This window comes from Tritonibacter scottomollicae, from assembly GCF_032924845.1.
Taxonomy (GTDB): domain Bacteria; phylum Pseudomonadota; class Alphaproteobacteria; order Rhodobacterales; family Rhodobacteraceae; genus Epibacterium; species Epibacterium scottomollicae.
Genome location: NZ_CP136704.1, coordinates 3,675,036 through 3,701,438, shown reverse-complemented (window position 1 = coordinate 3,701,438; position 26,403 = coordinate 3,675,036). Strand labels below are relative to the sequence as shown.

At 60.6% G+C, this 26,403-nt stretch carries 29 protein-coding genes and 1 tRNA gene; 6 read left to right on the top strand and 24 right to left on the bottom strand.

Annotation, left to right across the window (positions count from 1 at the left end; translation table 11 throughout):
* Positions 1–3 precede the first annotated feature (3 nt).
* The 16 genes from R1T40_RS18330 to R1T40_RS18255 all read right to left on the bottom strand — a co-directional run bounded on the left by R1T40_RS18330 (position 4) and on the right by R1T40_RS18255 (position 12,519).
* Entirely contained in the window at positions 4–669 is a 666-nt protein-coding gene (locus R1T40_RS18330) for a hypothetical protein (RefSeq protein WP_317385158.1), read from the bottom strand.
* Positions 669–2,735: a hypothetical protein gene (locus R1T40_RS18325; RefSeq protein ID WP_317385157.1), complete on the bottom strand. Its 2,067-nt coding sequence runs from the start codon at positions 2,733–2,735 to the stop codon at positions 669–671. The genes R1T40_RS18330 and R1T40_RS18325 overlap by 1 nt, the downstream gene beginning before the upstream one ends.
* Positions 2,736–2,910: 175 nt before the next feature.
* Positions 2,911–3,315, bottom strand: coding sequence for a GTA-gp10 family protein (locus R1T40_RS18320; protein WP_317385156.1), 405 nt, complete (start codon positions 3,313–3,315; stop codon positions 2,911–2,913).
* A gap of 3 nt (positions 3,316–3,318) precedes the next feature.
* Entirely contained in the window at positions 3,319–3,741 is a 423-nt protein-coding gene (locus R1T40_RS18315) for a phage tail tube protein (RefSeq protein WP_317385155.1), read from the bottom strand.
* Between the two features lie 55 nt (positions 3,742–3,796).
* Positions 3,797–4,213, bottom strand: a complete 417-nt coding sequence (locus R1T40_RS18310; protein WP_317385154.1) for a DUF3168 domain-containing protein — start codon at positions 4,211–4,213, stop codon at positions 3,797–3,799.
* The gene (locus R1T40_RS18305) at positions 4,206–4,607 is read right to left on the bottom strand and encodes a hypothetical protein (protein ID WP_317385153.1); all 402 of its coding nucleotides are present in this window, start codon (positions 4,605–4,607) and stop codon (positions 4,206–4,208) included. The genes R1T40_RS18310 and R1T40_RS18305 overlap by 8 nt, the downstream gene beginning before the upstream one ends.
* Entirely contained in the window at positions 4,604–4,957 is a 354-nt protein-coding gene (locus tag R1T40_RS18300) for a head-tail adaptor protein (RefSeq protein ID WP_317385152.1), read from the bottom strand. Before R1T40_RS18300 ends, R1T40_RS18305 begins: the two co-directional genes overlap by 4 nt.
* 2 nt (positions 4,958–4,959) lie before the next feature.
* Positions 4,960–5,259: a head-tail connector protein gene (locus tag R1T40_RS18295; RefSeq protein WP_317385151.1), complete on the bottom strand. Its 300-nt coding sequence runs from the start codon at positions 5,257–5,259 to the stop codon at positions 4,960–4,962.
* On the bottom strand, positions 5,256–5,567 hold the full coding sequence (locus R1T40_RS18290) for a hypothetical protein (protein ID WP_317385150.1): 312 nt from the start codon (positions 5,565–5,567) through the stop codon (positions 5,256–5,258). The genes R1T40_RS18295 and R1T40_RS18290 overlap by 4 nt, the downstream gene beginning before the upstream one ends.
* Before the next feature lie 80 nt (positions 5,568–5,647).
* Complete coding sequence (locus tag R1T40_RS18285) at positions 5,648–6,967, bottom strand: phage major capsid protein (protein WP_317385149.1); 1,320 nt, start codon at positions 6,965–6,967, stop codon at positions 5,648–5,650.
* A gap of 15 nt (positions 6,968–6,982) precedes the next feature.
* Entirely contained in the window at positions 6,983–7,837 is an 855-nt protein-coding gene (locus R1T40_RS18280) for a head maturation protease, ClpP-related (RefSeq protein ID WP_317385148.1), read from the bottom strand.
* A gap of 3 nt (positions 7,838–7,840) precedes the next feature.
* Positions 7,841–9,016: a phage portal protein gene (locus tag R1T40_RS18275; RefSeq protein WP_317385147.1), complete on the bottom strand. Its 1,176-nt coding sequence runs from the start codon at positions 9,014–9,016 to the stop codon at positions 7,841–7,843.
* 35 nt (positions 9,017–9,051) lie between these two features.
* Positions 9,052–10,767, bottom strand: a complete 1,716-nt coding sequence (locus tag R1T40_RS18270; RefSeq protein WP_317385146.1) for a terminase large subunit — start codon at positions 10,765–10,767, stop codon at positions 9,052–9,054.
* Positions 10,768–11,238 (bottom strand): hypothetical protein, encoded by a 471-nt coding sequence (locus R1T40_RS18265; protein ID WP_317385145.1) that lies wholly within the window; start codon positions 11,236–11,238, stop codon positions 10,768–10,770.
* A gap of 53 nt (positions 11,239–11,291) precedes the next feature.
* Positions 11,292–11,699, bottom strand: coding sequence for an HNH endonuclease (locus R1T40_RS18260; RefSeq protein WP_317385144.1), 408 nt, complete (start codon positions 11,697–11,699; stop codon positions 11,292–11,294).
* 109 nt (positions 11,700–11,808) lie between these two features.
* The gene (locus R1T40_RS18255) at positions 11,809–12,519 is read right to left on the bottom strand and encodes a hypothetical protein (protein WP_317385143.1); all 711 of its coding nucleotides are present in this window, start codon (positions 12,517–12,519) and stop codon (positions 11,809–11,811) included.
* 578 nt (positions 12,520–13,097) lie between these two features.
* Between R1T40_RS18255 and R1T40_RS18250 the strand changes: the two genes are divergently transcribed.
* Positions 13,098–13,466, top strand: coding sequence for a hypothetical protein (locus R1T40_RS18250; RefSeq protein ID WP_317385142.1), 369 nt, complete (start codon positions 13,098–13,100; stop codon positions 13,464–13,466).
* Positions 13,467–13,798: 332 nt separating this feature from the next.
* Here the strand turns inward: R1T40_RS18250 and R1T40_RS18245 are convergent, their stop codons facing one another.
* The 5 genes from R1T40_RS18245 to R1T40_RS18225 all read right to left on the bottom strand — a co-directional run bounded on the left by R1T40_RS18245 (position 13,799) and on the right by R1T40_RS18225 (position 18,339).
* A complete protein-coding gene (locus R1T40_RS18245) occupies positions 13,799–14,194 on the bottom strand; it encodes a hypothetical protein (RefSeq protein ID WP_317385141.1) in 396 nt (131 codons plus the stop codon).
* Between the two features lie 299 nt (positions 14,195–14,493).
* Complete coding sequence (locus tag R1T40_RS18240; protein ID WP_317385140.1) at positions 14,494–16,311, bottom strand: DNA primase family protein; 1,818 nt, start codon at positions 16,309–16,311, stop codon at positions 14,494–14,496.
* On the bottom strand, positions 16,301–17,455 hold the full coding sequence (locus R1T40_RS18235) for a DUF7146 domain-containing protein (protein ID WP_317385139.1): 1,155 nt from the start codon (positions 17,453–17,455) through the stop codon (positions 16,301–16,303). The genes R1T40_RS18240 and R1T40_RS18235 overlap by 11 nt, the downstream gene beginning before the upstream one ends.
* The gene (locus tag R1T40_RS18230) at positions 17,452–17,874 is read right to left on the bottom strand and encodes a helix-turn-helix domain-containing protein (protein WP_317385138.1); all 423 of its coding nucleotides are present in this window, start codon (positions 17,872–17,874) and stop codon (positions 17,452–17,454) included. Before R1T40_RS18230 ends, R1T40_RS18235 begins: the two co-directional genes overlap by 4 nt.
* 243 nt (positions 17,875–18,117) lie before the next feature.
* Positions 18,118–18,339: a hypothetical protein gene (locus tag R1T40_RS18225; RefSeq protein WP_317385137.1), complete on the bottom strand. Its 222-nt coding sequence runs from the start codon at positions 18,337–18,339 to the stop codon at positions 18,118–18,120.
* Positions 18,340–18,918: 579 nt separating this feature from the next.
* Here R1T40_RS18225 and R1T40_RS18220 point away from each other — a divergent pair.
* Complete coding sequence (locus tag R1T40_RS18220) at positions 18,919–19,260, top strand: helix-turn-helix domain-containing protein (RefSeq protein ID WP_317385136.1); 342 nt, start codon at positions 18,919–18,921, stop codon at positions 19,258–19,260.
* Positions 19,261–19,427: 167 nt separating this feature from the next.
* On the opposite strand, the gene R1T40_RS18215 is transcribed toward R1T40_RS18220, so the two are convergent.
* Complete coding sequence (locus R1T40_RS18215) at positions 19,428–19,646, bottom strand: hypothetical protein (protein ID WP_317385135.1); 219 nt, start codon at positions 19,644–19,646, stop codon at positions 19,428–19,430.
* Positions 19,647–19,866: 220 nt separating this feature from the next.
* Between R1T40_RS18215 and R1T40_RS18210 the strand changes: the two genes are divergently transcribed.
* Positions 19,867–20,919, top strand: a complete 1,053-nt coding sequence (locus R1T40_RS18210) for a tyrosine-type recombinase/integrase (protein ID WP_317385134.1) — start codon at positions 19,867–19,869, stop codon at positions 20,917–20,919.
* A gap of 210 nt (positions 20,920–21,129) precedes the next feature.
* Here R1T40_RS18210 and R1T40_RS18205 read toward each other — a convergent pair whose 3' ends face one another.
* Both R1T40_RS18205 and R1T40_RS18200 read right to left on the bottom strand, forming a co-directional pair.
* Complete coding sequence (locus tag R1T40_RS18205; RefSeq protein ID WP_317385133.1) at positions 21,130–22,458, bottom strand: hypothetical protein; 1,329 nt, start codon at positions 22,456–22,458, stop codon at positions 21,130–21,132.
* Between the two features lie 377 nt (positions 22,459–22,835).
* Positions 22,836–22,910 (bottom strand) — tRNA-Thr (locus tag R1T40_RS18200).
* Between the two features lie 244 nt (positions 22,911–23,154).
* On the opposite strand from R1T40_RS18200, the gene murA reads away from it, so the two are divergent.
* From murA to hisD, 3 genes are all read left to right on the top strand, one after another.
* Positions 23,155–24,426 (top strand): UDP-N-acetylglucosamine 1-carboxyvinyltransferase, encoded by a 1,272-nt coding sequence (gene murA, locus R1T40_RS18195; protein WP_317385132.1) that lies wholly within the window; start codon positions 23,155–23,157, stop codon positions 24,424–24,426.
* Positions 24,426–24,902, top strand: coding sequence for a DUF2948 family protein (locus tag R1T40_RS18190; protein WP_317385131.1), 477 nt, complete (start codon positions 24,426–24,428; stop codon positions 24,900–24,902). Before murA ends, R1T40_RS18190 begins: the two co-directional genes overlap by 1 nt.
* Before the next feature lie 63 nt (positions 24,903–24,965).
* The gene (hisD, locus tag R1T40_RS18185) at positions 24,966–26,270 is read left to right on the top strand and encodes a histidinol dehydrogenase (RefSeq protein WP_317385130.1); all 1,305 of its coding nucleotides are present in this window, start codon (positions 24,966–24,968) and stop codon (positions 26,268–26,270) included.
* Positions 26,271–26,403 lie beyond the last annotated feature (133 nt).

The following is a 26,403-nucleotide window of genomic DNA, read 5'->3' as shown; positions in this document are numbered from 1 at the left end:
TGTTTACCTCCGCAAAGTCTGGCGGAACTCAAACCCGATCCCGCTTGTGACGTTGCCCTTGGTAGTGCCGTAACTGACCGATCCCGGGACAATCCCCGCCAGACAAAACGGCTTGATCAAATCAACCGCCGCCCCGGGCGAGGCGCCCGCGCGAATTGCCGGTGTGATCATCAAATTTGGGGTATTGCCATCGCTTGCGGCCGCAGCACCTTCCACGACGCGATGCAATGCCCGCCGAATACCATGCCCCGGGTCATAGTCGAATGACAACAGATCCCCCGATTGCAGCGCAAACCCCTCGGGAAGACCACTCAAACGCAGCAGTTGCGGATCCAGCGGGTCAACGGCGAGGATCTGCGGCGCAGCCCCCTGCAGCACAGCCCCAAGAGAGTCTGCCGCAGGGCCGACCTGTTGCGCTTTAAAGGCCTCGAACTTGCGCCCGGGCACCTCCAAAGCCGCCAGCATCGCCTCCACCTTGTCCGACGCTCGCTTGCTCATTGGGGCAAGGGACACAACACCACGCCACAACGGCGGCGCCACCTCGGCCGCTAGGATTTCGCCACCAGACAGACCTGTGTGTTGGTCCTGGCGTGACAACCAGAATTTGACCTCTTGCACTGGCAACAGATCTAGGAAATCGGCGCGGGTCAGCGGGAACGTGAAAGCCATCAACCGATCCTCCGAGGGTCATTGTTGATTGCAGCGACAGACCGAGGCAAAACCTGCCGATCATATTGCTGGATTGCCTCATGAGCGCCTTGCCGGGCCATATCGCGGATTTGCGCATCCGTATTGGCGCCGTACACATTCACATTCAACTGAGGCGTGCCATTCGATGCAGAGGAAATCGGCGCACGCTGACCCTTAGTGTGATCAATGACGCTTTCCTGCGGGTGGATCATGGCCAGCATCCCGCCCTTGCCATCAAGGCCGCCGCTGCGCGGAGCGCTTCCCGTGTATCCACCACCGTCGAAACTGAGCAATTCGCCGACCGAGGCAAAAATCCCCGTATCCTTGAAAAGCCCCCCGAATGCGGCATTGGCGAACATGCCCGCGAGGTTTTGCAACAGACCGGACACGGCATCGCTGGCGCTTTGCGAACCCGTCACAATATCCGCCAGCGCCCGGGTGGCCGAGGATCGCAGACTTTCGGCTGCCGACTTCGCACCCTCGAATTTGCTTTCGACCGCGCCCACCGCCTCCTCATACTCTGCGGCGGACAACTTGCCTGCCCGATAGAGCACGTCCAACTGTGTGAGTTGATCCCGGTAGCCACTACCGGCCACTGCGGCATCACCAAACACGCCCCGGATCCGCTCAACCACGGCAGCGTAATCCGTCAATTCCGGCACAGCGGCCGAGGCCGCCCGGCCGCTGGCCTCCACCGGCCCCCTCAAGCTCGGCTCAATCGGATTGATCGCCGTGCCCTCGACCGAAACCAGCCCCCCGCCAGATTGGCCGATGGCCCCCTCCAGCGCGGTCATATTGCTAGCGGTACGATCCAGATGCGCCTGCAACTCACCGTCTACCTTGATCAGCTCCTGCCGCTGTACGATCAGCGCGGCGAGCCTCTGCTGCTCTTGCTCGTAAGCATCGGCGCGCCTGCTGGTGGCAATGTCGCCATGAAACCCCGAGGCCATCAGTGTCGATTGCGCGTCATTAATCTGCGAGGTCAGGCTGGCCCAGCTCTCAGACCCCAGGACCATCGCCTTATGTTCCGAGATCGCGGCCTTTGCGTTTGCATGCCGAGTGCGGGCCTCTTCCAACTTGGCCTTGGCGACCGCCTGGCTCATGGTCACACCACGCCCCAGCGCCTGATCCAACAACTGCGACTGGCGGATTTCGTCGCCCATCGCCATCACCAGATTGTCAGTGGCTTGTTGCAGCTGGGTCTGCGGTTCAAGAAAATCCTGCACCGCATCAATGCTTGAATTAATGAAACGCGCGAAATCGGCCAATGCAGTGGCGCCCCCCACCAGAAGCGGGGCCAATTCGACCAATGCGCTATTCAGCTGCGCGTCGATCACACGGGACATTAGGTCCAGTTTCGTCTGTGCATCCTCGGCACCGCGGATCAGGCTTTCATCAATGATGATCCCAAGATCCCGCGCCTCTTGACGCATGCGATCCATGCCTGCGCTGCCCTCGCGCAACAGGTTGACCATGGCCACGCCCTCGCGCCCAAACAGGGCGGCAGCTGCGGCCGCGCGCTCGGTGGGATCGGCCAAACCAGCGATCTGATCGGCCACCTGTTTCATGGCCTCATCAAGGCCAGCCGTGGCCAATTCGCCCGCGTCCAGCCCCAACTGTTTGAGCATCTTAGAGGCCGCGCCGCCGCCTTGCTGCGCCTCCCCCAGCCGCTTGTTGAACCGCTCCAGAGAACTATCCAGCGCACCCTGTGCCACACCTGCGCTCTCGGCAATCGTGCGCCATTCCTGCAGCGCGTCGGTGGTCAGGCCGATCTTGTCAGCGGTTTTGCCAATGTCATCCAGCGTCGAAACCGTCCGCTGCAGCTTGCCAATCACCGCCCCCGCGCCAAGGGCCGCGATCAATGGCCCCATCCGTTTGGCTGCAAACCCAAGCGCGTCAAAGCGCTTGGAGATCTTGGACAGGTCGCGCTGCGAACGGGCCGCAAATCGCTCCACTCGGCGGATATTGCGATCCATCGCGCGGGCAAATTCACGGTCCCGCGCGGCCAGCACGATATTCAGGCGCTCAAAATCTGTTCCGCTCATCCGTAAAGCCTCACCAATTCGTCCACCTCAGCCTTGCTCGGCGCAGTCCCGCCGGGCTTCATCGCTTGCGCCTGGTCCTCATAGCCGCGCTTGATCAGCAGCCAGTCACGCGGGCACATTGCCCGCACTTGGTCCGGCAGGATCCCCAGCGGCGCTGCGCTGCGGATGATCCGCCTCACGCTCCAAGCGCGGGATCGGTCTTTTTTTCGGGTTCATCCTCTGGCGGGGCGTCTGGCTCATCGCCGCCGCCCTCGACACTGTCAGGCATGAACGCCACGCCGATCAGCCCCTGCGCGATCTGATAGAGGAACAGGTTTTGATCCGGGCCAAGGCCCGCCACGAGACCATCCGCCGCCGCGTCCAGCATGCCGCCGCCGACAAGCCCCAAGGCCACCATGTCGCGCACCTCGCGCGCGTTTGGCTTCGCGGATCGGCCAAAAAAGCCATCCCACACGTCAAAGATCCCCCGGTGCTGATCCTCAAACCGCTCAATCTCTGCATTCCGCAGAACCAACGGGCGCGACGATCCGGCCAATTCCTCGACCAGACCGCCCCGGGGCGCTTGTGCCGCGATACCCATGGATTAGGCGGGCGCCATGGTGGTGAATTGCACCGCGCCGCTACTGGCCCCGGTGATCGAGAACGTTACCGTTCCATCATCGCCCAGCTGCAGGGTGATGGAAAAAACCCCCTCATATGTGCCCCAGGCGGGCACAACCAGCTGGAACGTGCCTTCCATGCTGTCACCATGCACCGACGTTTTCAGAAGCTCCTCGGCGGCGTCGTTGACCACACGGCCATCGCCGGAAAAGCCAATGCTACGCACACCATCCAGCGATTTTGCCCACAGCGGCCCCTCGGGGTTCATCGCATCCGGCACCGTGGCGTCGATGCGCTCGCCATTAATGTCCAGCGACTTGCCGGTGATCCCGGTCAAGGCGATGAAACCGCCCGCGCCGTCAGAGATTTTCAAGAGCCACGCGCGGCCCACTTTCGGTCCAGACATGCCGGATCCTCCTTTTTTATTCAGATTGAAAGGGAAACCACCCCGCCGGGCAGCATCAGGCGCTAAGGCGCACAGTCAGGGCCACGCGGCCCTCATAGGATTTGCCGTCCCGGGCACGGTCTACGGCCCAGGTCTGCACCTCCACATCCACGACAGTGAAACCGTCGCAAATCAGCGTTTCAGAGCGATGCAACCCGGCTTGGATCGCCTCGCAGATCCGCGCGGCCTCCACCCGCCCACCGGACTGACCGGGGCGGGAGTGAACGACCAGACCAGCCTGCACTAATGCGCCTAGTGTGCCGTCGGTGTCATCGGCCACCGGCTCAAGACGACCGAGGCGGATATAGGGAAATCCGATCCCCTCGCCCGGCTCATCCACCACCCGATCCCCGACAATCCCGGTCACACCGGGATCGGCCAGAAGCGCAGCGATCAGCCCCGCCATGGTCGCGGTCACATATCCGTCAGCCACGGCTCGCCACCTCTTTTGCAGCCTTGCGCACGGCGCGGCTTATGCGATTGCGAAACTTCTTGCCGAGGTATTGCCGGGTGCGCTGCACATGGTGGCTTCCTTCGGTGGTGCCCCGGTCGCCCTTCTTGCGGCCGTGTTCGACAGAATAGGCGCGGTCTTTGTCGGCCTGCGGCGCACCGGAGGCGATCACCACCACCTCGCCCACCATGCCGTTGTCATGGTATTCCGTGGTGATCTCATCGCGGGTTTCGCCGGTGGTATTTGGCGCCAACACGCGGGCCACCCGGGCGCCTTCCTCGGTGCTGGTGGCGATGGACTTTCGGACGTGGCGCCGCTGCGCATCCGGCAGCGAAGACAGCTTGCGGATCAGTTTTTTATGGCCCTCAACCTTCATTCAACCGCACCCCCGCGCTCCAGCAACAACTCGACGCACTCGCCGCGTCCTTCGGGATCAATCGGCGCGCCTTTGATGGCCCAGATCTGACTGCGCACCTTGACGCGATCCGCGCCGGTGATCCCCCACGCCGGGCTTGTTAGACTTGCGCGGATCCGCAGCGTCGCCGTCGCTGTATCCTCCAGCCGACCGGCTGCAATTTTCTCTTTGCCAGACGTCTGGCGCAGCCACCCCCGGGCAGAGAACAGCCGCACCCAGTCACCGGGCTGCAAATTTCCATAGCGGTCACGACCGCCACCTGCGGCCATGCGCTCGACCAACACGGCATCGCGATACTTGCCCGCCCCCATGCCTACGCCCCGAACTCGCGATAGGGCGCCAGCATGGCTTTCACCCCATAGGGCACCTCTGCCATGACACCGGGCGCGACCGCCTCGCGGTTTACATACCAATGCGCAACCAGCAGACGAATGGCCTGCAGCACACTTGACGGCCATCCCTCGGGGAATTCCTCATCCAAATCGCGCCGGAGGTGGCGAAGCACATGATCCTCGGCCGCGTCCATATAGCCAGTGATCAGAGAATCATGGCCCAGATCATCCTCGGGCACCCCAAGGTGCACCTTCATATTCTCCAGCGCGATCTGGGTCATTTCGCAGTCACCTGGCCTGTTGCATCCTCTCCGGGCGCAGCTGCCTTAGCATCGGTGGTCACATCGGGATCGGGCTTTGCAGCAGGCCCGACTTTCAGATCCTCGACTTTCGTCGGCATAAGCGATTTGACTTTGTCCAATTCGGCCTCGGCTTCCTTTTTGCTGATCTCCTTCAAGGCCGGATCCTTGGCCCCGATCAGCGCCTTGATCACCTTGGCACCGTCCGCGCCTAGCTTGGCCGTTTCATAAACCCCGGGCCGCAGGGTGCCGATTTTGGTGTGGCGGGTTTGGCTTACTTTCACAAACACGGGCTTTCCCCCTTTGCGTTGAATAGAAAACCCGCCCGGGTCATCCCGGGCGGGTCACGTCAGATCGACATGCGGACAGATCAGGCGAAGGTGAAATCCCCAGCAACCATGGCGGCCGGGCGCTTGTGCGCCAACGCGGCCCGCTTGCGCGCTTTCATGGTCAGCATGTCCTCGACAAAATTCTGATCGTGTTCCGAGGAAATCAGCACTTCGGCCTCGCTGCGATCATAGTAGGTCGCGGCCATTTCCAGATCGCCGGTCAGCCATTCATTCTGGGACATGGTGGCGCTTTCCACCACATCCTTGCCCCAAAGCAGCGGCGTGGACTGCGCGTGCGGATTGCCGAAGATATAGCGGCCTTCTGCGTCTTTCAGCAGGTCGATGGCCGCCCAATCCAGCGGGTTCAGCACAAAGGCGGTGGGGATGTAATCCGCCAGAACCACCTGTAGCACCGCAAGGCGCAGACGGTCGATCCGGGTCTGGTTCGGCAGACCTGCGGCCGCAGCGAAGGCGGTCGCGTTTGGGATCAGGCCGTGCAGGTTTTCACCAATGCCATCCCCTGCGAGGATCTGCTTTTCCTCCTCCAGATCCAGCCCATAGCGCAGCTCCACGTCGATCTCGGTCTGGAGTTGATCCGCGTCTGCCATGGTTTCCTCGGTGATGTTGGTCACAGCACCGATTTTCTTCACCTTGGCGTCCGATTTTTCCCAGCCAAAGGACGAGGCCGGATAGGTGCCCCCTTCTGCGATGGCTGCCGTGCCATCGGTGCGCAGCACCTGTTTGCGAAACGTCACAAGATTGGACCCGGTACGCCCACGGCTCAAAAGGTTGACGATCCGCAGGCGGCGGCGGGCCATGTTCACCGGCGCGCGTTCTTCATCGCCGGTGATCAGACCACCCCCAGACCCAGAGGCCGAGGTGACGGCATTGTTGACCGGGATCTGCAGGCTGCCTTTTGCACCGTTGTCCAGGAATGCCTTGATCTGCTCGCTCCCCTCGGCGAGCGCCGCCTGCCCCATGGTCATAACCGCAGCGGAACCACCACGCCCCGCACCTGCGGCCACCGACTGCGATAGCTCAAGGAGCTGTGCAGATTGCCCCTCCAGCTGTTCGGTGATCTTGTCAGCAGTTTGTTTCAGCGTATTCTGCTCGGTCAGAAGCTGATCGGCCTGACGCTTGGTTTCCTGCGAAACATCACCGGCCTGTTTGGCCTGCCTCAGCGCATCTTCTGCGGTCTGTTTCACCTCGCCATTCAGGCTGTCCAGTTTCTGGTTGACCTCGCGCAGCAGGCGCTCCGGGTCCGCCGCTTCATTGCGCAAACCGGACAGCAGAACAGCCGAGGAGGGCGCAGCCGGGATCATTGCCGCCACTGCCATGGCGGGCATCATGGATTTTTTCATGTCTGATTTCCTCAGTTACAGTGAGTTGATTTTGGTAAGCGCACCCTGCGCCCACTCAGCCACGGCAGCGCCAGACGTGCCGTTTGCGGGGGCAGCGCCTGACGTGCCCCCGCCTTTGATCGCCGCCACAAGATCGCGACGGTCAGATTTCGGAATGCGGATCCCACAGGCCAGAAAAAGATCCAGTTTCTTTTGCGCGGCCATGGGCGACAGGTCGGCGGAGGCTTGCGCGCTTTCCACCACATCACTGTCCAGCAGCCCATCGGCAAACCCCTGCTCCACCGCAGCGCCACCGCCGATCCACGTTTCCCGGTCCAGCTGCTGCGCGATCTGCGCGACGGTCTGGCCGGTGCGGGCCGCGTAAACCTCGGCCGCCGCTTGGTCGAACGGCTCCAGCCAAGCCGCCACATCGCGGAACGCATGGCGGTCGCCAGCGGCTGCAACCCATGTGTTATGGATCATCAGGAAGGCCGCCCGGCCGATCAGAACCTGATCACCGGCCATCGCGATCACCGACGCGGCAGAGGCGGCCATCCCAAGGATCCGCACCGTCACCTTGCCCTTGTGTTCACGCAAAAGGTTGTAGATGGCCAGCCCCTCGAAATAATCACCGCCCGGGCTATTGATATTCACCACCACGTCACGATCCCCAATGGACCGCAGCGCCGCCGCGATCCGCTTGGACGTGACACCATCGCCCCACATATCCGCGCCAATCGGATCCAGTACCGAAACGGTGGCCACCTCGGGATCCTCAGCGGTAGCGGCCCGCAGATCCGGGTTCCATCGCTGCGCCGCGCTTGGCGTCAGGTTGCTGGAAACACCGGGGCGGCCCGGAATTGTAGCGCGTGGAAGATTGCGATTTCCCATGGATTAGTCCTTTCCCAGATCCTGAATTGGAAGCATGGCGCCCTGCGCCAGCAGGTCATTGGCCGAGGGATCCGAATGGGGCGGCAGGTTCAGCTTGGCCCGCCGCTCATTCGCGGTCATGGTCGCAGAGCTTGCCATTTTGCTCAGAAACTCGCCCTTGGCCTTGCTGTCCATTTGCAGCAGCGCCTCGCGGTTAAACTCGACAAACCACCGGCGGCGGCGTTCGCGCGGGATCAGGTCCAGACGCGCCTGCGCCTCGATCTTGCGCAGGCTTGGGTTTAGGCCCAGCGTCAGCCATGACAGCATGATCGCCTCAACACCGCTGCCCCACATGGTCTGACCTTGCGCCGCGTGCCCCACGATCACCGGCGGCGTCCCAAACCAGCGGCACACGTCCTCGACATTGAACCGGCGCGTGTCCAGCAGCTGCACATCCTCGGGGTTCATCTGCAGCGGCTGAAACTTCAACCCCGCCTCCAACGCCATGATCTTGCCGCCGTTCTTAGAACCTCGGTAGGTCTCCAGAATGCGCTCCAAGGTCGTCCTCTGGGGGTCCGTCAAGGTTTGATCAGACGTGACCACACCGCTGGCCATCAGGCCCGATTTGAACACCTCACTGGCTGAGTTATCCGCCGCCACGGCAGCCCCAAAGGCATTCGCCCCATATTTGATCGCAGACAGGCCAAGGCCCGTCCCAGCGCCGAAGCCACGCACATGAAACACCTTCTGCGCGGGCAGCACCTCGCGCTTGCCGCGATCTACGAACGAATATTCAAACTCTCCATTCGGCAGGCGCCGGGGTGTGACACCCTGCAACGGCCGCAAGCCCACCAGCCGGTTGCCGACTTCCAATCGCTCCGAATAGCCATTGCCATTCAAAACCGTTTGGGCGGCCATGCCCTCCCAATAATCAACGGCTGTCATACCCGGGCACGGCGAAACCGTCAGGATCTCGGACAGATCGGTTTCAATACGGTGTTTCGATCCGTCCGGCTGGCGCTCATAGACAGCCAGGGGCAGCGTGGCGACCGCCTGCGCATTCTTGCGCACACAATCAAACGCGGCCGAGATTGTCATGGCAGTGGATTGGCCCACCGCAACGCCCGAGACAGTCACCGACGCGGCTGCATCGTTTGCGTTGAGCCAACCAGATTGCCCGGCTGCAAGTTCGTTTCGCACGGCCCGGGCGGCCGCTTTGATTAGTCTCGCTGCGATCATATCACCAACACCGGATTGCTTAGGAAATCATCCAGGCCGCCACCCTTGGCGACCGGATTGCGACTCATCAGGAAGACCGCGTTAAAAATCCCGATCAGAGGATCAATTTTCGCGCGGCCCGACACCGCCTTTTCAACCGCGACCGCGTTCCCGCGATCCACGGTTTTTGCATTGCCCACGCACCAAGTCAGCATTTCCTGACCGCAGGACACGAAAGACCCATCCCGCAGCTTGCGCTCCAAGCCTTGGATCGCGGGAGACAGGCGCCAGCCTTGGCTGATAGAGGACAGCAAATCATCCTGCATTTCTTTGGCCACCAGTTCATCGACCAGCGCCGTGATCCCGGCGGGATCCAGACCTATCCCGTATTTCTCAGGGAACAGACCGGCCTTGTGGATCCGGCTGCAAATTTCGGCCACCTCACGCAAATCCTGCGAGGCGTCATCGCACAGGATCACATCACCCTGTTTCGCGAAATCCTCCAACTGGCTGGCAATGTCCTGGCGCCGCTTTAATACCTCGGGCTGTGCCCAGGCGCGCGCCCACCCGTACCATCGCCGTGTTTCCTTGTGGCGCCCCACCAACCCCAGCCCCAGAAGGTCATCTAGACCGCCCCCGTCGATCCCGGCCGTGATGCAGTCCGACTGTTCCAGCAGCTGCTCCAGCGTCACCAACGGCACATCCTGCGGCCAAACACTTGCGCCAATCCATGTTTCCGCGTGGGTGCCCATGCCGATCTGAATATTCAGATGCTGGGTGGCCCAAACCAACTCCTCATCAATCCCCTTGGCCTCGGCCATGCGGTAGAGGTTCATCAGGCGATCAATGGTGATGGATCGGCCGAGGTTCGGCAGCACCATCGGCCACAGGCGCGGATCCCGCCACGCCTTGTCCTTGCTCTTTTGGATCGCCTCGGGGAACTCATAGAGCATCGCCAGAAGGCGGCCGCCCTTGTGCTTTCCGTCGCGCACCTCGCGGGCGTATTTCAGTTCCTGACGAAACACGCCCTTTGGCGGCTCATCGCTTTGCGTTGTGATGACCAGCAACAGCGTGTCCGGCTGGGTGATCATCCCGCCGCGCAGCTGCGCCAACACCTTGGCCGCGTAGGCGTTGCCACCCAGAACGTGCAATTCGTCAATGATCACCAGCTTTGGGATCTTGCCCGTCACCACCTTGCGATCAAATGACTTGACCGCCAGCGTGGCGCCGGTCCAGCGATCCACAATTTCCTGCGTTCCCTCGCGCACGTTGAAACGGTCCTGCAGGTAACTGCGGCCCGTTTCGGGATCCTCGGGGTCTGCCTCAATCATCCCCGCCATCTGGCTGAAACAGGTATCTGCCACGTCCTTTGTGGGACCGACGATCAGCATTGTGGCGTTAGGCGTTTGGTTCATCAGCAGCGCCGTGATCCCAAGCGCCGCTGAATTGGTGGTTTTGCTGTTTTTCTTTGGGACGAGGCAAAAGATCTCGCCCACCCGGTTTTCGCCGGTCTCAGGATCCCGGCTCCCAAACGCGGCACGCACCAGCGCCCGGAACCAATCGCCGCAGGCGGTTTCCATGCGCGGCTGCCCCAGAACATCAGGCAGGCGCAGTTCATTAAAAACATCCACCGCCTTTTCGGCCGCCGCTTCATCCAGCGGCAGATCTGGGATCGGCGGCAACCCGGCCTTTAGCCGGTCCTCCCAATCGGGGCAGGCAAAATCAAACGGCATTTATTGCAAGATGCTGCCCCACCGGCCGGTGGGTTTTTTGGCGGCATCGGCCAGCTGCTCTTTCTTGCCTTTGGCCGGGGTTTCCTCCTGCTCGGGCGTGGCTGCCTCGGGCTGTGTAGGGCGCAGAGGTGGAGCGGCTCGGCCCTTTTCTGCCATCGCGATCACACGATTTGCGGCCGTCACGTTGCCGTCGCGCATCCGCCGGTGGATCGCCAAAATCGCCTCTCCTTCGACCCGATCCGCCGCCTCGGTTAGCTCTAGGGAAAAATGATTTCGCAACGTCTTAACATCGCACCCCAGATAACGCGCAATCCGCTGCTGGGTCCAACCAGCCGCTGACAATGCAATGACAGCCTCTTGTTTTTCCTTAGTTTTTTTATACCCCGGGCGCCCCCAGCTTTCCTTGTTCTGTTCATATGGATCCCCCAACAGGTCACGGGGGCCGCCTTCCTGTTGAAAATCGTCACTCATAGGGAAAAAAATCTCCAAATGCGGGGGAGTGCGGGTTCGCGCGCTCGAAGGTTTTAGACTTTTGACCCACCCCCCGGGGCACCGTCCCGGGCGGCGGCGTGTTCGGCTGCCTGCTTTTCAGTGTCATGGAACCGCTTGCACACGGCCTGCAGATTGCATTCATCCCAGAACAGCGCGAGGTTTCCCCGATGCGGCTCTATGTGATCCACCACCGGACTGTCTGGCTCTGGCGCCTTCCCGACGAGCAGGTGCGGCACGGCGCAGCCCTGGCACATCCACCCGGCCCGGGTCAGGATAACCAAACGCAAATCACGCCAGCGCTTTGTGCGGTAGAGACGGCGCAGATTGTTGCCCTCGACACGCGCCCGATCCCGGGCACGCTCCGCCTCGGCACGGTCCACGAAGCCCACGACGCGCGGGGTAAAGCCCAAGCGCCGGGGCGGCCCCTTCAAGCGCGCCACAGGATCACCTCATGTCTGGAATAGAAAACCCGGCGCCCAAAGGGCTGCCGGGTGGCTGACGCACCTTTGCGCCGTTGTTCATAGGTATGTCCGAGACGGTCAGTTTGTGTCAAATCGTTTTCTTGGCGGCATGCGCATAGCCCATTTCCAACGCGATCAGATCCAGCGTTTTCAGCACGGCATCCCGTACCTTGTTGCGGTAGGACGTGCGGGCGGGCCAACCATGGCGGCGCAGGATTTCATCCATACTGAGACAGTCCACACACGCCAGACAAAGCGCGTCAAACACTTTTACACTATAGCGATTGGCCGTGCGGCGGCGCACGGCCAGCGCCACACGCGGCACCCGGTTGGCGCGGGCCTTGCGGCGATCCAATGGCCAACCGTTCGCCATCGCCTCAAAGTCGCGAAGACGCGCAGCGTGCTTTACGCGGGTGGTGGCGCCACCGTCTGAGATTTCGCCCTTACTGTCCGATCCCGCGAAATTGGAACCGGGCACAGCGCCCAGCCGCTCCGCTGCATCTACAATCATCTGCGCCACCACTAGGCGCGGGTCAGCTGAGTCCATAGAAGACAGCAGACGCGGCAAGCTGCGGCGTGCCGTCCTGTAGCCTAACGGCGTCACACGCTCGGCCTTGCCGCCCGGGATCGACCGGGACAGCTCCACCAGCTGCACCGGGGCACCCTGCAGGGTTCCGGGCAGCCGGGCACCCACACCCCTGCCCGCTTGCATCCGACGCACACCGGCCGCCTTCACCAGCTGCAAATTCATATTCGACAGATAGAGGGCAGCGCGCCCCAACTCAGATCCAGTCAACACGGCAAAATCTCCATATATAGGGTGGATCCGGCCTATACCCACAACATGCTGTAAATGATTGGGATTAACCCCAACCCTATGGGATTAGAATGGGATCAGCATGGGATCAGTGAGCATTGATAAGTAACTGTTTTAATTCACAAATGCATCACAATGGGATCAATGGGACCAGTTTTTGCGCCTGACATGCGCGACACTTTCGCGCCACCCCGCACCCCCTTTTCACGTAATAGGCGAAGCCCAGAGAATTGGTCCCAATGATCCCAAACCGCACAAGCGCTCATTTATCTCGTTGGAAAAAAACGGAAATTCATCGGGACCACCGGGCAAATATTGTCCCCACATCAGGGATCAGTGGGACCAGTGGCGCGCGCATGACCTCATTAGAGTGCAGGGGTGCGGGGATTTGCAGTCGCTTTGCACGGCCGGATCCCCCCGCCGCAGCCGTCGCCGCTCCGCTTTCGCCACACCCAAGGGCGCAGATCCCACGGGATACAGCAAGCGCAGAGGCGCAGGTGTTGCGGGATCGGCCGAGCGGGCGCATAGTCGCGCCGCATTGAACAGGAGAAGATTGCCCTATGATCCGCTTTCCTCTGGCCACATTGACGGCCGTTGCTCTGACCCTCACCGCCTGCAAAGATGACAGCGAGACCAAGGCCGGGTGCAGCAAACCAGCTGCTTATGAGAGAGCCAAGGCAGAGGTGAAGCGAAACCTCAAATCCCCGTCCACTGCAGAGTTCCCTCCGCTCCCGAGCGGCCCGCTCTACTCGAACGGGCAGGTGATAATTTCCGAAGGTTCCGCAATCTGCCAATTTACGGTGTCAGCATGGGTAGACGCACAAAACGCATATGGCGCGATGCTACGAAGTAATTTCACCGTGACCCTTACGCACAACCCAACCTCCGATGATTGGCACATCAACGAAACATTGATCGCTGCAAGATGACCGCACGATTCGCAGCCAGGCAATTCATCAGGTGATAAACCGACCTCGGCCACCAATGTGGCCAAGTAAAAGCGGCTCATAGGTCAATCGGCATCAAATAAGCGCGGGCTGCCGGTCATCTGGCGCGGGGTGCGGGGCAGCACGCCACGTCTTGCGCCGCCCTGCCAACGGATCCTTGGCATCCACCAGCGCGCGGCACCGGGCGCGCGCCTGCGCCTTGCACCCCTCGGCCCCACAGGTTTTGATCGGGCGCTGAATCGGGATCCCGAGGCGCGGCGCGGGTGCAAAGCCAAAGGGTGCGACAGGGGTGCCGCAAAAATCACAGCGAGGCATCATGCAGCTACCCGCTCAAGCCCTTGGCCCGCCCACTGTAGTGCGGCCGCTTCCATCATGCCCGGAAAGGACCGGCTGCGGAGCCGTGCCCGCTCTGCGCTGGGTGGCATTCGGTGGATCTTGTTCCATCGCTTCCATTCGTCAGAATTGCGCTCAGGCTCGATCAGCATGTTGGTGGGCATCAAGGGTTGCAGATTGCGCAGATACCAGCCGGTTGATTTATAGGCTGACTCACCAAACCAGAACGGCTGCACCAAGTGCGGCCCGGGCAGATCGTGCGGCATGCGATCGCGTGCCAGATCGTTCATTTCGGGGTTTTCAATCGCGACCCGCTCGATTGGAGCATTCCAACAGGCGGTAAACACACTGACCCCTAGCTCAAATTCCTCCAACATGCTGGCAAGGGTTCTACCTTTGGGCAGTTTCTTTGGGGGCGTCCATTTGCCCGGGCCAGACATCCAACGGCGGCCGGATCTACACAGGCGCGTGCAAGGTGGGTGCATGACCGCTAGAAGATCCCAGCCGTCCAGCAGGATCCCGTCCCGGATATCGCAGCGGATATGTCGGTTAGAGCCATCCTCGGCCGCCTCCAGATCGCAGGACCAGACGTCATGCCCCAGACGGTCGAAAGCACGGCGGGCGATGCCAGAGGTTTCACAACCAACAAGGATTTTTAGCGGCCTAACGGATGCGTTCATTTCCGCGCCTCCAGCCGTTCCCGGTAAACGTCCAGACGGGTCAATGCATCCTGTTTCAGGCGCACGCCGCGATACACATAATTGCTGGATTTCACGCGCTCGAATGTCTCGCCATTTGGGCCTTTGATGGCGCCCACGCGCAGCAGCATCTGATTGGACAGGTGGCGCGAGGTCCACGCGGCATTGCCATTATCCAGCTGCCACGCATTAAAAGCGTCATTCATAATGCGGGCCATAACGTCATCCTCGGGCGATCCGGTAATTTCGCATTCGTCCTCCAAGAACTGGCGCACGGGGTCGCTTGTCAGGCGATAGTCGGCTGTAGCCTCCAGAATGGCCTCGGGCGGACGTAGGCCGCCTTGCATCCAATCCAGCGCGCCCTGCACCATCCACGACAGGATCCCGTCACGCTCGGCCCAGAGCTTTTGGGGCAGCAGCGGATCCACTTCGTCCTGGGGAATCTGCTGGAGGAACGGGACCAGCATGATCCGGCGCCAAATGCCATCATCTGCACCGCGCACTTCGGGCCGATAGTTGCCGCCAATGGTCAGTTTGAACTCGGGCACCACCTCCACAAATTCCTGCATCATGCGGCGGATCATGATCGCCTCGCCGCCGGTGAGGGATTTGATAAGGGCTTCCTTCATCTTCTGACCCTGTTCCGGCTCAGAGGCGCGCACATAGCGGGCGCCGGGCAGGCGAACGAGATCAGGGGTGGCGTCGGATCCCTTGCGCTGTTCCGATCCGGTCAGCGTTTCAATCGGGATTGTGGTGCCGTAATCATCCATGATCCGGCCGATCAGATCCATCAGGGTGGATTTCCCGTTCCGGCCACCCCCAAACAGAAAGGCCAGCTTTTGCTCAGTGGTCAGCCCGGTGAGATTGTAGCCACACCACCGCTGCATGAAGTCGCGAATTTCGCGTTCCGGCAGGATACGCTTTAGGAAAGCAAGGAAGGTGGGACAGGTGGCGCCGGGATCATATTTGGCCCGCACCATCTTGGTGATCATGTCGGCGCGGTCGTGATCCTCCAGTTTGGCACGCGGCACCAGCTGCGCCTTTTCTCCCCACTCGGCGGCATGTTCATCCTCGACCATGGAAAACCGCAAAACGCCATTCTCGACGCAGAGTGCCAACTTATCTGCATTCAGATCATCAACGCGCACGGCCTTGGCCGGTTGCGCCTCTTGCAGCATGTTGGAAATCTTACTGCTATTGCCCGAGGCTCTGGCGTGGTCGCGGTGGCTTTTCCTGAGGCCCGCTATCGCCTTTTCGGCCGCAACGCCTTTCTCGCGAATCCCCTCCAATTCCTCCAGCCGCTCCGCGTCACCTTCTGCTCGGTCCTTCACCTTCACGCCGATCAGCTTGCGATATTCCGCCTTCACCTCGCGCCAGAGATCCAGCGCATCACGCTGCCAATCATCCAGCGCAACGAACGGTATTTCGTGCAGTATGCGGTCAGAGATTTGCTGTGCGTCCCGGCGCACCAAGATTTCATCCTCATCAGCCTGCCAGCGACGGCCGTCCCAGCGATACCAACCGAGGCGCGGCACCCAGACGAAATCCCGCCCGAAATAGTGGATCAGGCGCTGCCCGTTGCCGTAATCGGTCAGCGGAAAACTTGCACCTTTTGCCTCGGGCTTATCTTCCAGATAGGCATCATCCGGCGGGCTTTCTTCATGCGGAGGCAGTGGGCTGCCCCGATCTTCCTTCGGTCCGTCATCGCCCTGCGGCATGTCAGCAGCATCAGGGGTGCCCATGTCCACCTTTTCGGCTTGTGCAAATGCTGTGTGGATCCCGTTATCATTCGTCATTTTCGGGGGCCTTCCTTAGCATGTCATTCAAATCGCGGCCCTGTTCGGCCTTCACAATCCAGCCCTGCAGCCCGGGATGGTGGTGGGCTGCCCGGCGCAGACCAGACAGAAGTTTTGCGCGTGTGGAATTGGGATCGCTGTCACCGTCCTGAATAAACACAAGGCGAGTGATCCCGTCGGGCGGCAACCAAGCATCGCCGTCTTGCAGATCAGGCTGACCGCTCCAACGGGCACCCGGCGTCTTTTCCATGATCCCGCCCATATTGCCGAGGTCTACCCCGGCCCAATAGACCGCATCGGTGCGGATCCCGGCCGTCAGGGGCGACAATGTGGTTTCGATCCCCTCACCCATGATCATAAGGCCCGTGTCATTGAACCGGGTCAGGCGAATGGCTCCGCCCTTTTTGGATCCGCGCACCAGCTTGGCAGGCCACGGCTTGCCCTTTTCGTCGACCGCGCTGCCATCTGGCGCAACCACGAGCCGCTTGCGCCCGGGCCGGTCGGGGTCGAGAAAGGTCTGATGCACCGCAGTCACGCGGCCGTTGCGGTCTTGGATGGCCGCGATCATGCATGGCCCATGAAACCAATCGACCACCCCCCGGCCCGCAAAATACTTGCGGTACGGATGATGCGGCAAATACCGCAGCGTGGGCGGCCACTCAGGCAACCGGATCCCGCGACCGGCCAAATAAGCCTCGACCGCGGTGCCAGCACCGGACTGCGCGGTGTGCCAGATTTCGCGGGCGTCGCGGATCGCCCTGGCGCGCGATTGCGCGGCATAGTCCGCCTGTTTGCGGGCCTGTTCCTCGGCCGCCGCGCGGCGGCGAGACAATTCGGCGGGATCCGGCTGCACATCTTCCTCGCCCGCCAAATAGGACAGCGCCGCCTTGAAATCACAGCCCATAACAAACTGCACAAGGGCCAGACCATCGCCGCCACTGGAACACTGGCGACAGATATAGACGCCGCGCGCTGGATTGATTGCAAACCTGTCAGGGTGGCGCTTACCACCGTCTCCGCACACTGGACAGGCGCCCACATGCTCGACACCGGCGCGGCTTAGGCCACTGATCCCGAGGCGATGTGCCACGTCCATGATCGGAATGGATTTCGCCAGATACCGGCGGCCATCATCCCGCGTCATGACGACACCTGCGGGGCCACCCCATCCTCAAATCGAAAACACGCGGGCGCCTCCAGACAATATCCCAATCCGGTGAATGTGGCGATTGTGACCGGCAGGCGGCGTTGTTTCACAATTCGGCGCAACTTTGCGATGCAGGACACCACCTTTTGCGGCGGGGCCCAATCATCCACCACCCGATCCAGAGAGCGCGCTGCGATCAGGCTTTGCATCGAAACGATGTACCCGCGCCGCGCGTCCAGCGCCCGCAAAACCCGCACATCAGCGGGCTGCAGGCCGGGGGCAATGCGATGCACCCCCAGAAAAAATTCGGGCACCGGATCCAGATACAGCCGCAACAGATCCAATGCGTACTCCACGCGATCCTCGGGCGGTTGCGCCATGACCTCGGCGCGCAAGGGGGCCAGTGGATCCTGCATGTCAGCCCCGCCTCGTCCACTGGCGACACCGGCCGGCATCCGTGCGAAGTGCCTTTTCGGTGCCGAAATGGTCACAGGCCGCGTGGGTAGGCTCCCCGCCCACAGGGCGCAGCTGCCCACGATAATGGGCACACGTTCCACAGATACGCTGCAGCGCTAGGGCGCATTGCGGATGGCGCGGGTTTGCGTTGGGCTGGCGCAGGGCAGTGAAGATTGCAAAGCCGCGCTCATCACAGGAAGCAGTCATGCGCCGCCCCTCCGATTGGCCGCAGATTGTGCATTTCTGCGGAGGGGATCATTCGGCAGAACCTCCGGCGCGGCACGCATCAAACTGAGATACGCCCGAGCAATTTGCAGCATGATGGCATCGGGCGAGGTGTTCGCCTCGACTGCCATCAGATCCACAAGGCGGCGATCACTGCGCGGCAACTGATCCACCAGATCCAAGGTGCAAGAATTAGCCATTGTCCCGCCCTCCTTTTGGCCGCGCCAACCGGATGGCGCCCAAGCGGGGCAGAACCTTGCCCTTCTCGTGCGCAATCTCATGGATCCTGCACGTTAAAACGTTCGCAGTATCCATGTTTATCCCGCGCATCGGGTCGCTCAGGAAAGTGCGCAGCGTATTGGGACCGATTTCCACCGATACGGCCAACGACCTGGCCGACACACTCAGCACACCAAGACAATCCTGCACCCAAGTGCGAAATTCAGCGGATTGGGGAACAATCGCGGGCGTCACTTGCGGTGAACTTGGACGGGTATTCCTTACCTGCATTCTTTACTCCTTTCAGAACCGGGCGATTTTGCCACTACATGTTGAATAATGCTGGCATCGCACACAATAATGTGCATCGCAAGGCGCAAATCTGGGGGAGTGCACGCTTTTGTGCCATATGCCCGGAATAAAAAGAAAATCCTTGAACTAGTGCGACAACTAGTGCCTTAACTTCCATGCACACAAAAGAGTGCATGAAAAAGGGCCGCCAGCGGCGTGACGCTCGCTGGCAGCGTTGAAAAAACCGAACACATAAAACGGATACAATAATGGATAACAAAGACGCGAAGGCCGATCCGCGTGTTGACATTGCCCGGAAAAATCTTCGGATGGCCGCAGCAATGAAAGATATGAACCTTTCGGAAGTCTCCCGCCAAGCTGGCATGTCACGCAACGGCCTAAGCCAATTTATTTCAGGTCGCACAACGCTGTCTTATGCCAATATGCTGCGCGTTTGCGACGTGCTGGGCGTGCCGATCAGCCTAGTCCACAAGGCAGATTCGATCACAGAAGCGAAAATTAGACTTCACCGCACACTTGAGCGGATGCCTGATCATCTAACACTGCGCGCTGTTGAGATTGCCCGCGAGGAGACTGGCGGGGCGCACTAGCCTCTGCCACCAAAGCCTCCAACCGATCCACGACCCGGGATAGCGCTTCATCGCTTTGCCCTTCCAACTCCCGTAAGACCTTATCCATATTGGACCTCTTCATAATTCGTACTTCCTAAATCTATCTTCCGAGCCATTCAGCCCGTCCCGCACCCACCGGTTTACCGTTAGACCGCAGCATTATCCGTTTGCAATGATTTTTTATCTTGTCGATGCACTTTTTTGTGTGCTACGCCAAGTGCACACAAAAACGCGCAAGGCACGCAATGAATAACAAAGAGCCGGAAAACCTGCGTCTCAAGACCGCCCGCATCGGTCTGGCCGTAACCGATTGGTTGGGCGGCCTCTGTATTGTCGCGCTCGCGGCAGTGATCATCGGAAAGCATGCGGGGCTACTATGAAGGAGCAGCCAGCACCAACTGCAGAACTCCTCTCCACCCCCGAGGCCGTGGACCACCTGGCAACGCTCGGTGTGCGAACGTCACGCCGAAAGCTGGATGATCTTCGGGCGCAGGGAAAATTACCATACGTCGCCGCCCACGGGCGGGTGCGGATCCTGTACCGGAAAGAGGATCTGCGCGCGGCATTTTTAGAGGAAAAGACAGAATGCCCCTCAAACTCTCGAAGCGCTCCAAAAACGGGCCGTACTACGCCCGAGGCACCGTCGCCGGACACAAGATTTTTGAAAGCACTGGCCTTAGCAACAAGAGACAAGCCGAAGCGTGGGCGATCCGAAAAGAACACCAAATCCTCGAACGTCACGCCCTTGGCGGCAAGGCGACGCTGACCTTTGCCGAGGCAGCGCATGACTACATGATGACCGGCGGCGATGCGCGGTTTCTCGAAAAGATCCTGCTTCACCTCGGCCCGGATCAGCTGGTGTCAAATATCGACAACCACTTTTTGCTGCAGCTTGCTGAAACGCTCTACCCAGACGGATCCGCCGCGACAAAAAACCGGCAGGTGATCACGCCGGTGAGCGCGATTATCAACATGGCGGCCGATAATGGCAAAGCTGACCACCGTCGCTTTCGCAGGCTCAAGGCCAAAGGCGCGAGAACGCGGTGGCTTACCCCGGAAGAGTTTGAGGCGCTGTGCGATCAGGCGCCACCGCACCTGAAAGTAATCCTGACGTTCATGATCGGGACCGGCTGCCGGACCTCAGAAGCTCTTTCCGCCGATGTGCGATATTGGCACGCCTCGACCGGGGAGATCTGGCTGCCCGAAACAAAGAACGGGCACGCCCGCATGGTGCAAATGCCGCAGCGGGCGCGGGATCTGATCCTATCGCACGGGGTTCCCCGATCTGGCCCTTTGTTGCGCAGCCACAAGGGCCTAGCCTACGTGGCGCGAGACAACAGCGGCGGGCACATCAAGAAAGCCTTTTGCACCGCCCGCGAGAATGCCCGGCTTGGGGCAGACGTTACCCCGCACGTACTGCGCCACACATGGGCTACGTGGTTCTATGCGTCCACCCGGGACTATGGGCGGCTGCTGGATCTCGGCGGCTGGCGCACCAGCAGTACGGCAGAGCGCTACCGCAAACTTGCGCCCTCAGATCTTGGCGAACGGCTCAAGGTTTACGGATGGGACTTTTCTCGGTTGGGCGATCAGCTGCCAAAGCCGGAGGAGCGCCGCGCGGCTATGCGGGCGGTCTAAGATAAAGGAGAGCGCCATGTTCTCCTCGAATACAGCTTCGAAATAACCAGTTAAGCGCTGGCGTTACTCCTCCATGCTATGGCTCTGGCTGCACTTGAGCTCGACGCCAACACAGGCTGTTCATCTCGCTACCGACTAAAGTTCTGTACAGAAATGCGCATAGTCTTGAATTACCTCGCCAGTTGGTTGCCGCTTGCCGACAGCGAGATGCTACTCTTCGCGCTTGACATATCCAGATCTGTGATGACGCAACAACCAACCTTTGGCTACAACAGAAACAGTTTTTCGACGATGGTCTGTATCTGACAACTCCGAAACTACCAAATCAGCTTGCTCGAGTTTCTGAACTTGCCCCCTCATGTTCTGGGAAGAATTAAACCCGAACTCTTCGTGATCTGAAGGACTAATCGAGCCACCTTGCTCACAAATGTCATCAAACAGTTTCCATGCACGCGGAGGCACATTTACCGCCGCCATGTAGGCCTCACTTTGATCAGCAAGCCATATCTCAAAGAGCTCATCTAAGATCTCTTCGTCGTGGTTGGCCTGATTGCTGTCACTCAGCCACAGAGAAAAGTCACCACAAAACTTTAGAGTGTCTCTCAGGTTTTCATTCAGAACGTGGAATGCGTGATTAAAAGATCTTGGGCCAACTGGAGGGATTGCATCGTCTCTAAGTCGAAATTCTCGTACCCTAGTTTGCACCAGATCTTGAATCGCGTCGGCGCTGAGGGGCGTAATTTCAATCGGTTCTTGAAGTCTGCCCTGTAGACGCTGGCTGCTCGCAACGCTCCGCACGATACCTCGCGCCCCACAAACCACCCACTTAATTCCGTGTTTCGCAAACAAGTCATCGCGTAGCTCTTCAAGTCTCTGCCGCGCGACTTGTGACGTGTTGAGGATTTCGAGGTTGTCGACTACGCACAGTATCCCCCCTTCATCGTCGAATGCGGACTTTAGAAGCCTGTCAACGAGGGCGAAAAAGCCATGAAGATCAAACCCACTTGATTCGTTTGCGGCTTTACCGCCGCCCAGACTAAAACCGGCAGCGGACGCTGAACCATTTAAAAAGATTGGGTTTTCAAGCCAAGCTTCAAGAGGGCTCAGGCCGAACTGGAGGTCGAGTTGACTTCGCAAAGTTTTTTCGTTCTCGATAAAGTGGGACGCTATTGCTGCATAGACTTTTCTTTTGAAATCGAGAGCGGAATCTTCAAGTGTCAACTGAAACGGTTCAGGAAGAAGCAGGATGGAGCTTTTGCCCATTCCCTTTGACTGATTTTCCAGCTGAAACCCGCCCACCATAACAAAGCTGGTTTTCCCAACCCCATTTGGACCCTCGATGGTAGTTACAGTCTTAAACCCTGTTATACGGTTCTTTAGCCCCTTAAGTTCCTTATCCCTACCGACAAGCAAACGCTCCCCCCGCGCATTGCCGGATATAGGATGCGTGTCGTACAAGTTTTTCGTGAAGCCAAAGTCTTTCCACATACTCAATAATTCCTCGAAGCTAGGCGGCATCGCAATCAATTCAGTTTGCACAATCTAGCCATGAGGTCACCCGACAACAACACTGCATGTGCGAGTGCGCACGATCACACGGCTCACTCCATAGACGGTAGATATTTCACTTGCCGGAAGCCTAGAAAATAAGAGGTATTCGTATGGCTACTACCCCCACACATACCGTGCATTGTGCTTTATCAACAGCAACGCCCAAGTCGCGGCGAGTCGCATCACTTATTGGGGCCAACCGTCTCCGGCGCGGGAAGCTACCCTGCACGCGTTTTGCACACTATCTCTGGCGAACGTCGGGAAAAACAGGTTCAAACCGTGCGATGCACGTTAACGTGCTCAGATCGCATCGAAAGAAATACAGCAATAAGCTATTACATTCCAAAGGTTTACCTGTCAGGAAATGGTGCTGCTGGAGAGAATCGAACTCTCGACCTCTCCCTTACCAAGGGAGTGCTCTACCTCTGAGCTACAGCAGCGCCGTGAGGGGGCTTCTATGCATATTCGCTGAGGGATGCAAGTCCATCTGGACGGTTTTTTTTGACTAAGTTAGACAGGCTATATGGCAGAGAAAAACAAACCTTCCGGCAACCGGTCCGAGGCCTCTCGCGAGGACCGCCTGAAAGCGGCCCTGAAGGCAAACATGGCCCGGCGAAAGGCGCAAGCCAAGGCCCGGACCACACAAAAAGACGACGCTTCGCGCGACGCTAAAGGATAGAGCAGATGGATTCGATTTTGGTTACAGGCAACGGCTCGCTGCACGGAGAGATTCCGATCGCCGGGGCGAAAAATGCCTGCCTGACACTGATGCCCGCGACCTTGTTGAGCGAAGAACCGCTGACGCTGACCAACGCGCCGCGGCTCAGCGACATCCGCACCATGACCGCGCTGCTGCAATCGCTGGGGGCCGAGGTCTCGGCACTGCAGGACGGTCAGGTTCTTGCGATGTCGAGCCATGGTCTCGACAATCACACCGCCCATTATGACATCGTGCGCAAGATGCGCGCCTCGATCCTCGTGCTGGGGCCGATGCTGGCACGCGACGGCCACGCCGTGGTGTCGCTGCCCGGCGGTTGCGCGATCGGCGCGCGCCCGGTCGACCTGCACCTTAAGGCGCTCGAAGCGCTGGGGGCGGAGATGGAGCTGCGCGACGGCTACGTGCACGCCAAGGCCCCCGGCGGGCGTCTGACCGGCGGCACGTTCGAGTTCCCCATCGTTTCCGTCGGCGCAACCGAAAACGCCCTGCTGGCGGCAACACTGGCCAAGGGCACCACGGTGCTGAAAAACGCCGCGCGCGAGCCGGAAATCATCGATCTCGCCGACTGCCTGCGGGCGATGGGCGCGCAGATCGACGGCGACGGCACCGAGACGATCACCATCCAGGGCGTCGACCGGTTGCACGGCGCGACACATCCGGTGGTCACCGATCGGATCGAACTGGGCACCTATATGCTGGCGCCTGCGATCTGCGGCGGCGAGGTCGAGCTGCTCGGCGGACGCCGCAACCTGCTGGAGGCCTTCTGCCAGACGCTGGAAGCCGCCGGTGTTGAGATCAGCGAAACAGACAAGGGTCTGAAGGTGGTGCATAAATCAGGCCGTGTGAAGGCGGTGGATGTGGTCACCGAGCCCTTCCCGGGCTTCCCCACCGACCTGCAGGCACAGATGATGGCGCTGATGTGCACCGCCGAGGGCGTGGCGACGCTGGAAGAGAAGATCTTCGAGAACCGCTTCATGCATGCCCCCGAGCTGATGCGCATGGGGGCGCAGATCGACGTGCAAGGCGGCACCGCCAAGGTGACCGGCGTCGAACGCCTGAAGGGCGCGCCGGTGATGGCCACCGACCTGCGGGCCTCGGTTTCGCTGATCCTCGCCGGGCTTGCGGCCGAAGGTGAAACCCGCGTCAGCCGGGTCTACCACCTTGATCGCGGGTATGAACATGTGGTGCGCAAACTCTCCGCCGTTGGGGCGAAGGTCGAACGCATCAAGGAAAATTGATGTCGGATGCAAGCTTTGAAGATGGCCGCGAACGCCCGCTGAACCTCGGTGCCTATGAGGCGGCGGACTTGGAGGTGATCTCCTCGCTGGTGCAGGACGCGGTGTTCCCGGTGACCGAGATGAGCTGGCGCGCTTCGGAGCGCCGCTTTGCCATCCTGATGAACCGCTTTCGCTGGGAAGACCGCCCCGCCGCCGAACGACGTGGCCGCGCCTATGAGCGGGTGCAATCGGTGATGGTGGTGGACAATGTGCTCGGCATCGCTTCGCAGGGGATCGACCGGAGCGACAAGAACGTGATCCTGTCGCTGCTGTCGGTCACCTTCGAGCCGGGCGAGGATGGCGCTGGCCATCTGCTGCTGACGCTCGCTGGCGATGGCGCAATCCGGCTCTCGGTCGAGGCGCTGGACGTCACGCTGAAGGACGTCACCCGCCCCTATCGCGCCCCCTCGGGCCATGTGCCGCAGCACGGTGATTGACAGAGTGGCTTGAGGCCTGACGGGCTGCGGTTTAAGCAGGGCCAAACCTTGAAGGAGGCCGCAATGCCTGTGTTCCTTGATACAACGGACAGCACATTCGAACAGTCCTTTGCCGCATTGCTCGGTGCGAAACGCGAGGACAGCCCGGATGTGGATGCAACCGTCGCCGGGATCATCGCCGATGTGCGCGACCGTGGCGATGCCGCGCTGCTGGAGCTGACGGCGAAATTCGACCGACTGCCCCTGACCGAGGCCTCGGCCCTGCGCATCAGCGCCGAGGAGGTCGATGCGGCCATCGCTGGCGTCAGCGATGAAGACCGCGCGGCGCTGGAACTCGCAGCCGAGCGCATCCGCGCCTATCACGCCGAACAGATGCCCGAGAACAAGACCTGGACCGATGCCAGCGGTGCCACGCTGGGCTGGCGTTGGTCGGCGGTCTCTGCGGCTGGGCTATATGTGCCCGGTGGCCTTGCCAGCTATCCGTCCTCTGTGCTGATGAACGCGGTGCCGGCCAAGGTTGCGGGCGTCGAGCGCCTCGCGGTGACTGTGCCGACCCCGGACGGGCAGATCAATCCGCTGGTGCTGCTGGCCTGCCGCATTTCCGGCGTTGACGAGATCTACCGCCTCGGCGGCGCGCAGGCGATCGCCGCGCTGGCCTATGGCACCGAAACCGTCGCGCCGGTGGACAAGATCACCGGCCCCGGCAACGCCTTTGTCGCAGCGGCCAAGCGGCGGGTGTTCGGCAAGGTCGGCATCGACATGATCGCGGGCCCGTCGGAAATCCTGGTGATCGCCGACAAGGACAACAACCCCGACTGGATCGCCCTCGACCTGCTGAGCCAAGCGGAGCATGACGAAAGCGCCCAATCGATCCTGATCACCGATGATGCGGAGTTTGGCAAGGCGGTGGCCGCAGCGGTCGACGCGCGGCTGGAAACGCTGGAGCGACGCGCCATCGCGGGCATCAGCTGGCGCGACTTTGGCGCAGTCATCGTGGTGAAGGATCTGGACGAGGCCGCGGCCCTGTCGAACCGGATCGCCCCGGAGCACCTGGAACTCTGCGTCGCCGACCCGGTGGCGTTGAGCGAACAAACCATCCACGCAGGCGCCATCTTCATGGGGCAATATACGCCCGAGGCGATCGGCGACTATGTCGGCGGCCCCAACCACGTGCTGCCCACGGCGCGCTCGGCCCGATTCTCCTCCGGCCTGTCGGTGATGGATTTCATCAAGCGCACCACCCTGAGCCAGATGACACCGGAGGCCCTGCGCGCCATCGGCCCCGCCGCTGCCACCCTGGCAAAAAGCGAGAGCCTCGAGGCGCACGGCCTGTCGGTTCTGGCGCGTCTGGATGCGCTGAATACCTGATAAAAAACAGCTAAAGCTCAGCTTAGCGGGCTGCCCTCCGCGAAGCTGAGCTTCTTGCTGACCCGGACGCCGAAGCTTCGGGCACAGGTTGATTAAAGTCCACACAGGGTTAACAGAGGATTGACGCAGGTCT

Bases quoted from the DNA above. Each gene is read 5' to 3' on its own strand.
- murA (WP_317385132.1), top strand. From the start codon at position 23,155: ATGGATTCGATTTTGGTTACAGGCAACGGCTCGCTGCACGGAGAGATT.
- R1T40_RS18250 (WP_317385142.1), top strand. From the start codon at position 13,098: ATGATCCGCTTTCCTCTGGCCACATTGACGGCCGTTGCTCTGACCCTC.
- R1T40_RS18315 (WP_317385155.1), bottom strand. From the start codon at position 3,741: ATGTCTGGACCGAAAGTGGGCCGCGCGTGGCTCTTGAAAATCTCTGAC.
- R1T40_RS18300 (WP_317385152.1), bottom strand. From the start codon at position 4,957: ATGGGGGCGGGCAAGTATCGCGATGCCGTGTTGGTCGAGCGCATGGCC.
- R1T40_RS18220 (WP_317385136.1), top strand. From the start codon at position 18,919: ATGGATAACAAAGACGCGAAGGCCGATCCGCGTGTTGACATTGCCCGG.
- R1T40_RS18235 (WP_317385139.1), bottom strand. From the start codon at position 17,455: ATGACGCGGGATGATGGCCGCCGGTATCTGGCGAAATCCATTCCGATC.
- R1T40_RS18270 (WP_317385146.1), bottom strand. From the start codon at position 10,767: ATGCCGTTTGATTTTGCCTGCCCCGATTGGGAGGACCGGCTAAAGGCC.
- R1T40_RS18295 (WP_317385151.1), bottom strand. From the start codon at position 5,259: ATGACCCAGATCGCGCTGGAGAATATGAAGGTGCACCTTGGGGTGCCC.
- R1T40_RS18285 (WP_317385149.1), bottom strand. From the start codon at position 6,967: ATGAAAAAATCCATGATGCCCGCCATGGCAGTGGCGGCAATGATCCCG.
- R1T40_RS18330 (WP_317385158.1), bottom strand. From the start codon at position 669: ATGGCTTTCACGTTCCCGCTGACCCGCGCCGATTTCCTAGATCTGTTG.
- R1T40_RS18190 (WP_317385131.1), top strand. From the start codon at position 24,426: ATGTCGGATGCAAGCTTTGAAGATGGCCGCGAACGCCCGCTGAACCTC.
- hisD (WP_317385130.1), top strand. From the start codon at position 24,966: ATGCCTGTGTTCCTTGATACAACGGACAGCACATTCGAACAGTCCTTT.
- R1T40_RS18215 (WP_317385135.1), bottom strand. From the start codon at position 19,646: ATGCTTTCCGATGATCACTGCCGCGAGCGCGACAATACAGAGGCCGCC.
- R1T40_RS18245 (WP_317385141.1), bottom strand. From the start codon at position 14,194: ATGTTGGAGGAATTTGAGCTAGGGGTCAGTGTGTTTACCGCCTGTTGG.
- R1T40_RS18265 (WP_317385145.1), bottom strand. From the start codon at position 11,238: ATGAGTGACGATTTTCAACAGGAAGGCGGCCCCCGTGACCTGTTGGGG.
- R1T40_RS18230 (WP_317385138.1), bottom strand. From the start codon at position 17,874: ATGCAGGATCCACTGGCCCCCTTGCGCGCCGAGGTCATGGCGCAACCG.
- R1T40_RS18280 (WP_317385148.1), bottom strand. From the start codon at position 7,837: ATGGGAAATCGCAATCTTCCACGCGCTACAATTCCGGGCCGCCCCGGT.
- R1T40_RS18210 (WP_317385134.1), top strand. From the start codon at position 19,867: ATGCCCCTCAAACTCTCGAAGCGCTCCAAAAACGGGCCGTACTACGCC.
- R1T40_RS18320 (WP_317385156.1), bottom strand. From the start codon at position 3,315: ATGGGTATCGCGGCACAAGCGCCCCGGGGCGGTCTGGTCGAGGAATTG.
- R1T40_RS18225 (WP_317385137.1), bottom strand. From the start codon at position 18,339: ATGGCTAATTCTTGCACCTTGGATCTGGTGGATCAGTTGCCGCGCAGT.
- R1T40_RS18325 (WP_317385157.1), bottom strand. From the start codon at position 2,735: ATGAGCGGAACAGATTTTGAGCGCCTGAATATCGTGCTGGCCGCGCGG.
- R1T40_RS18240 (WP_317385140.1), bottom strand. From the start codon at position 16,311: ATGACGAATGATAACGGGATCCACACAGCATTTGCACAAGCCGAAAAG.
- R1T40_RS18305 (WP_317385153.1), bottom strand. From the start codon at position 4,607: ATGAAGGTTGAGGGCCATAAAAAACTGATCCGCAAGCTGTCTTCGCTG.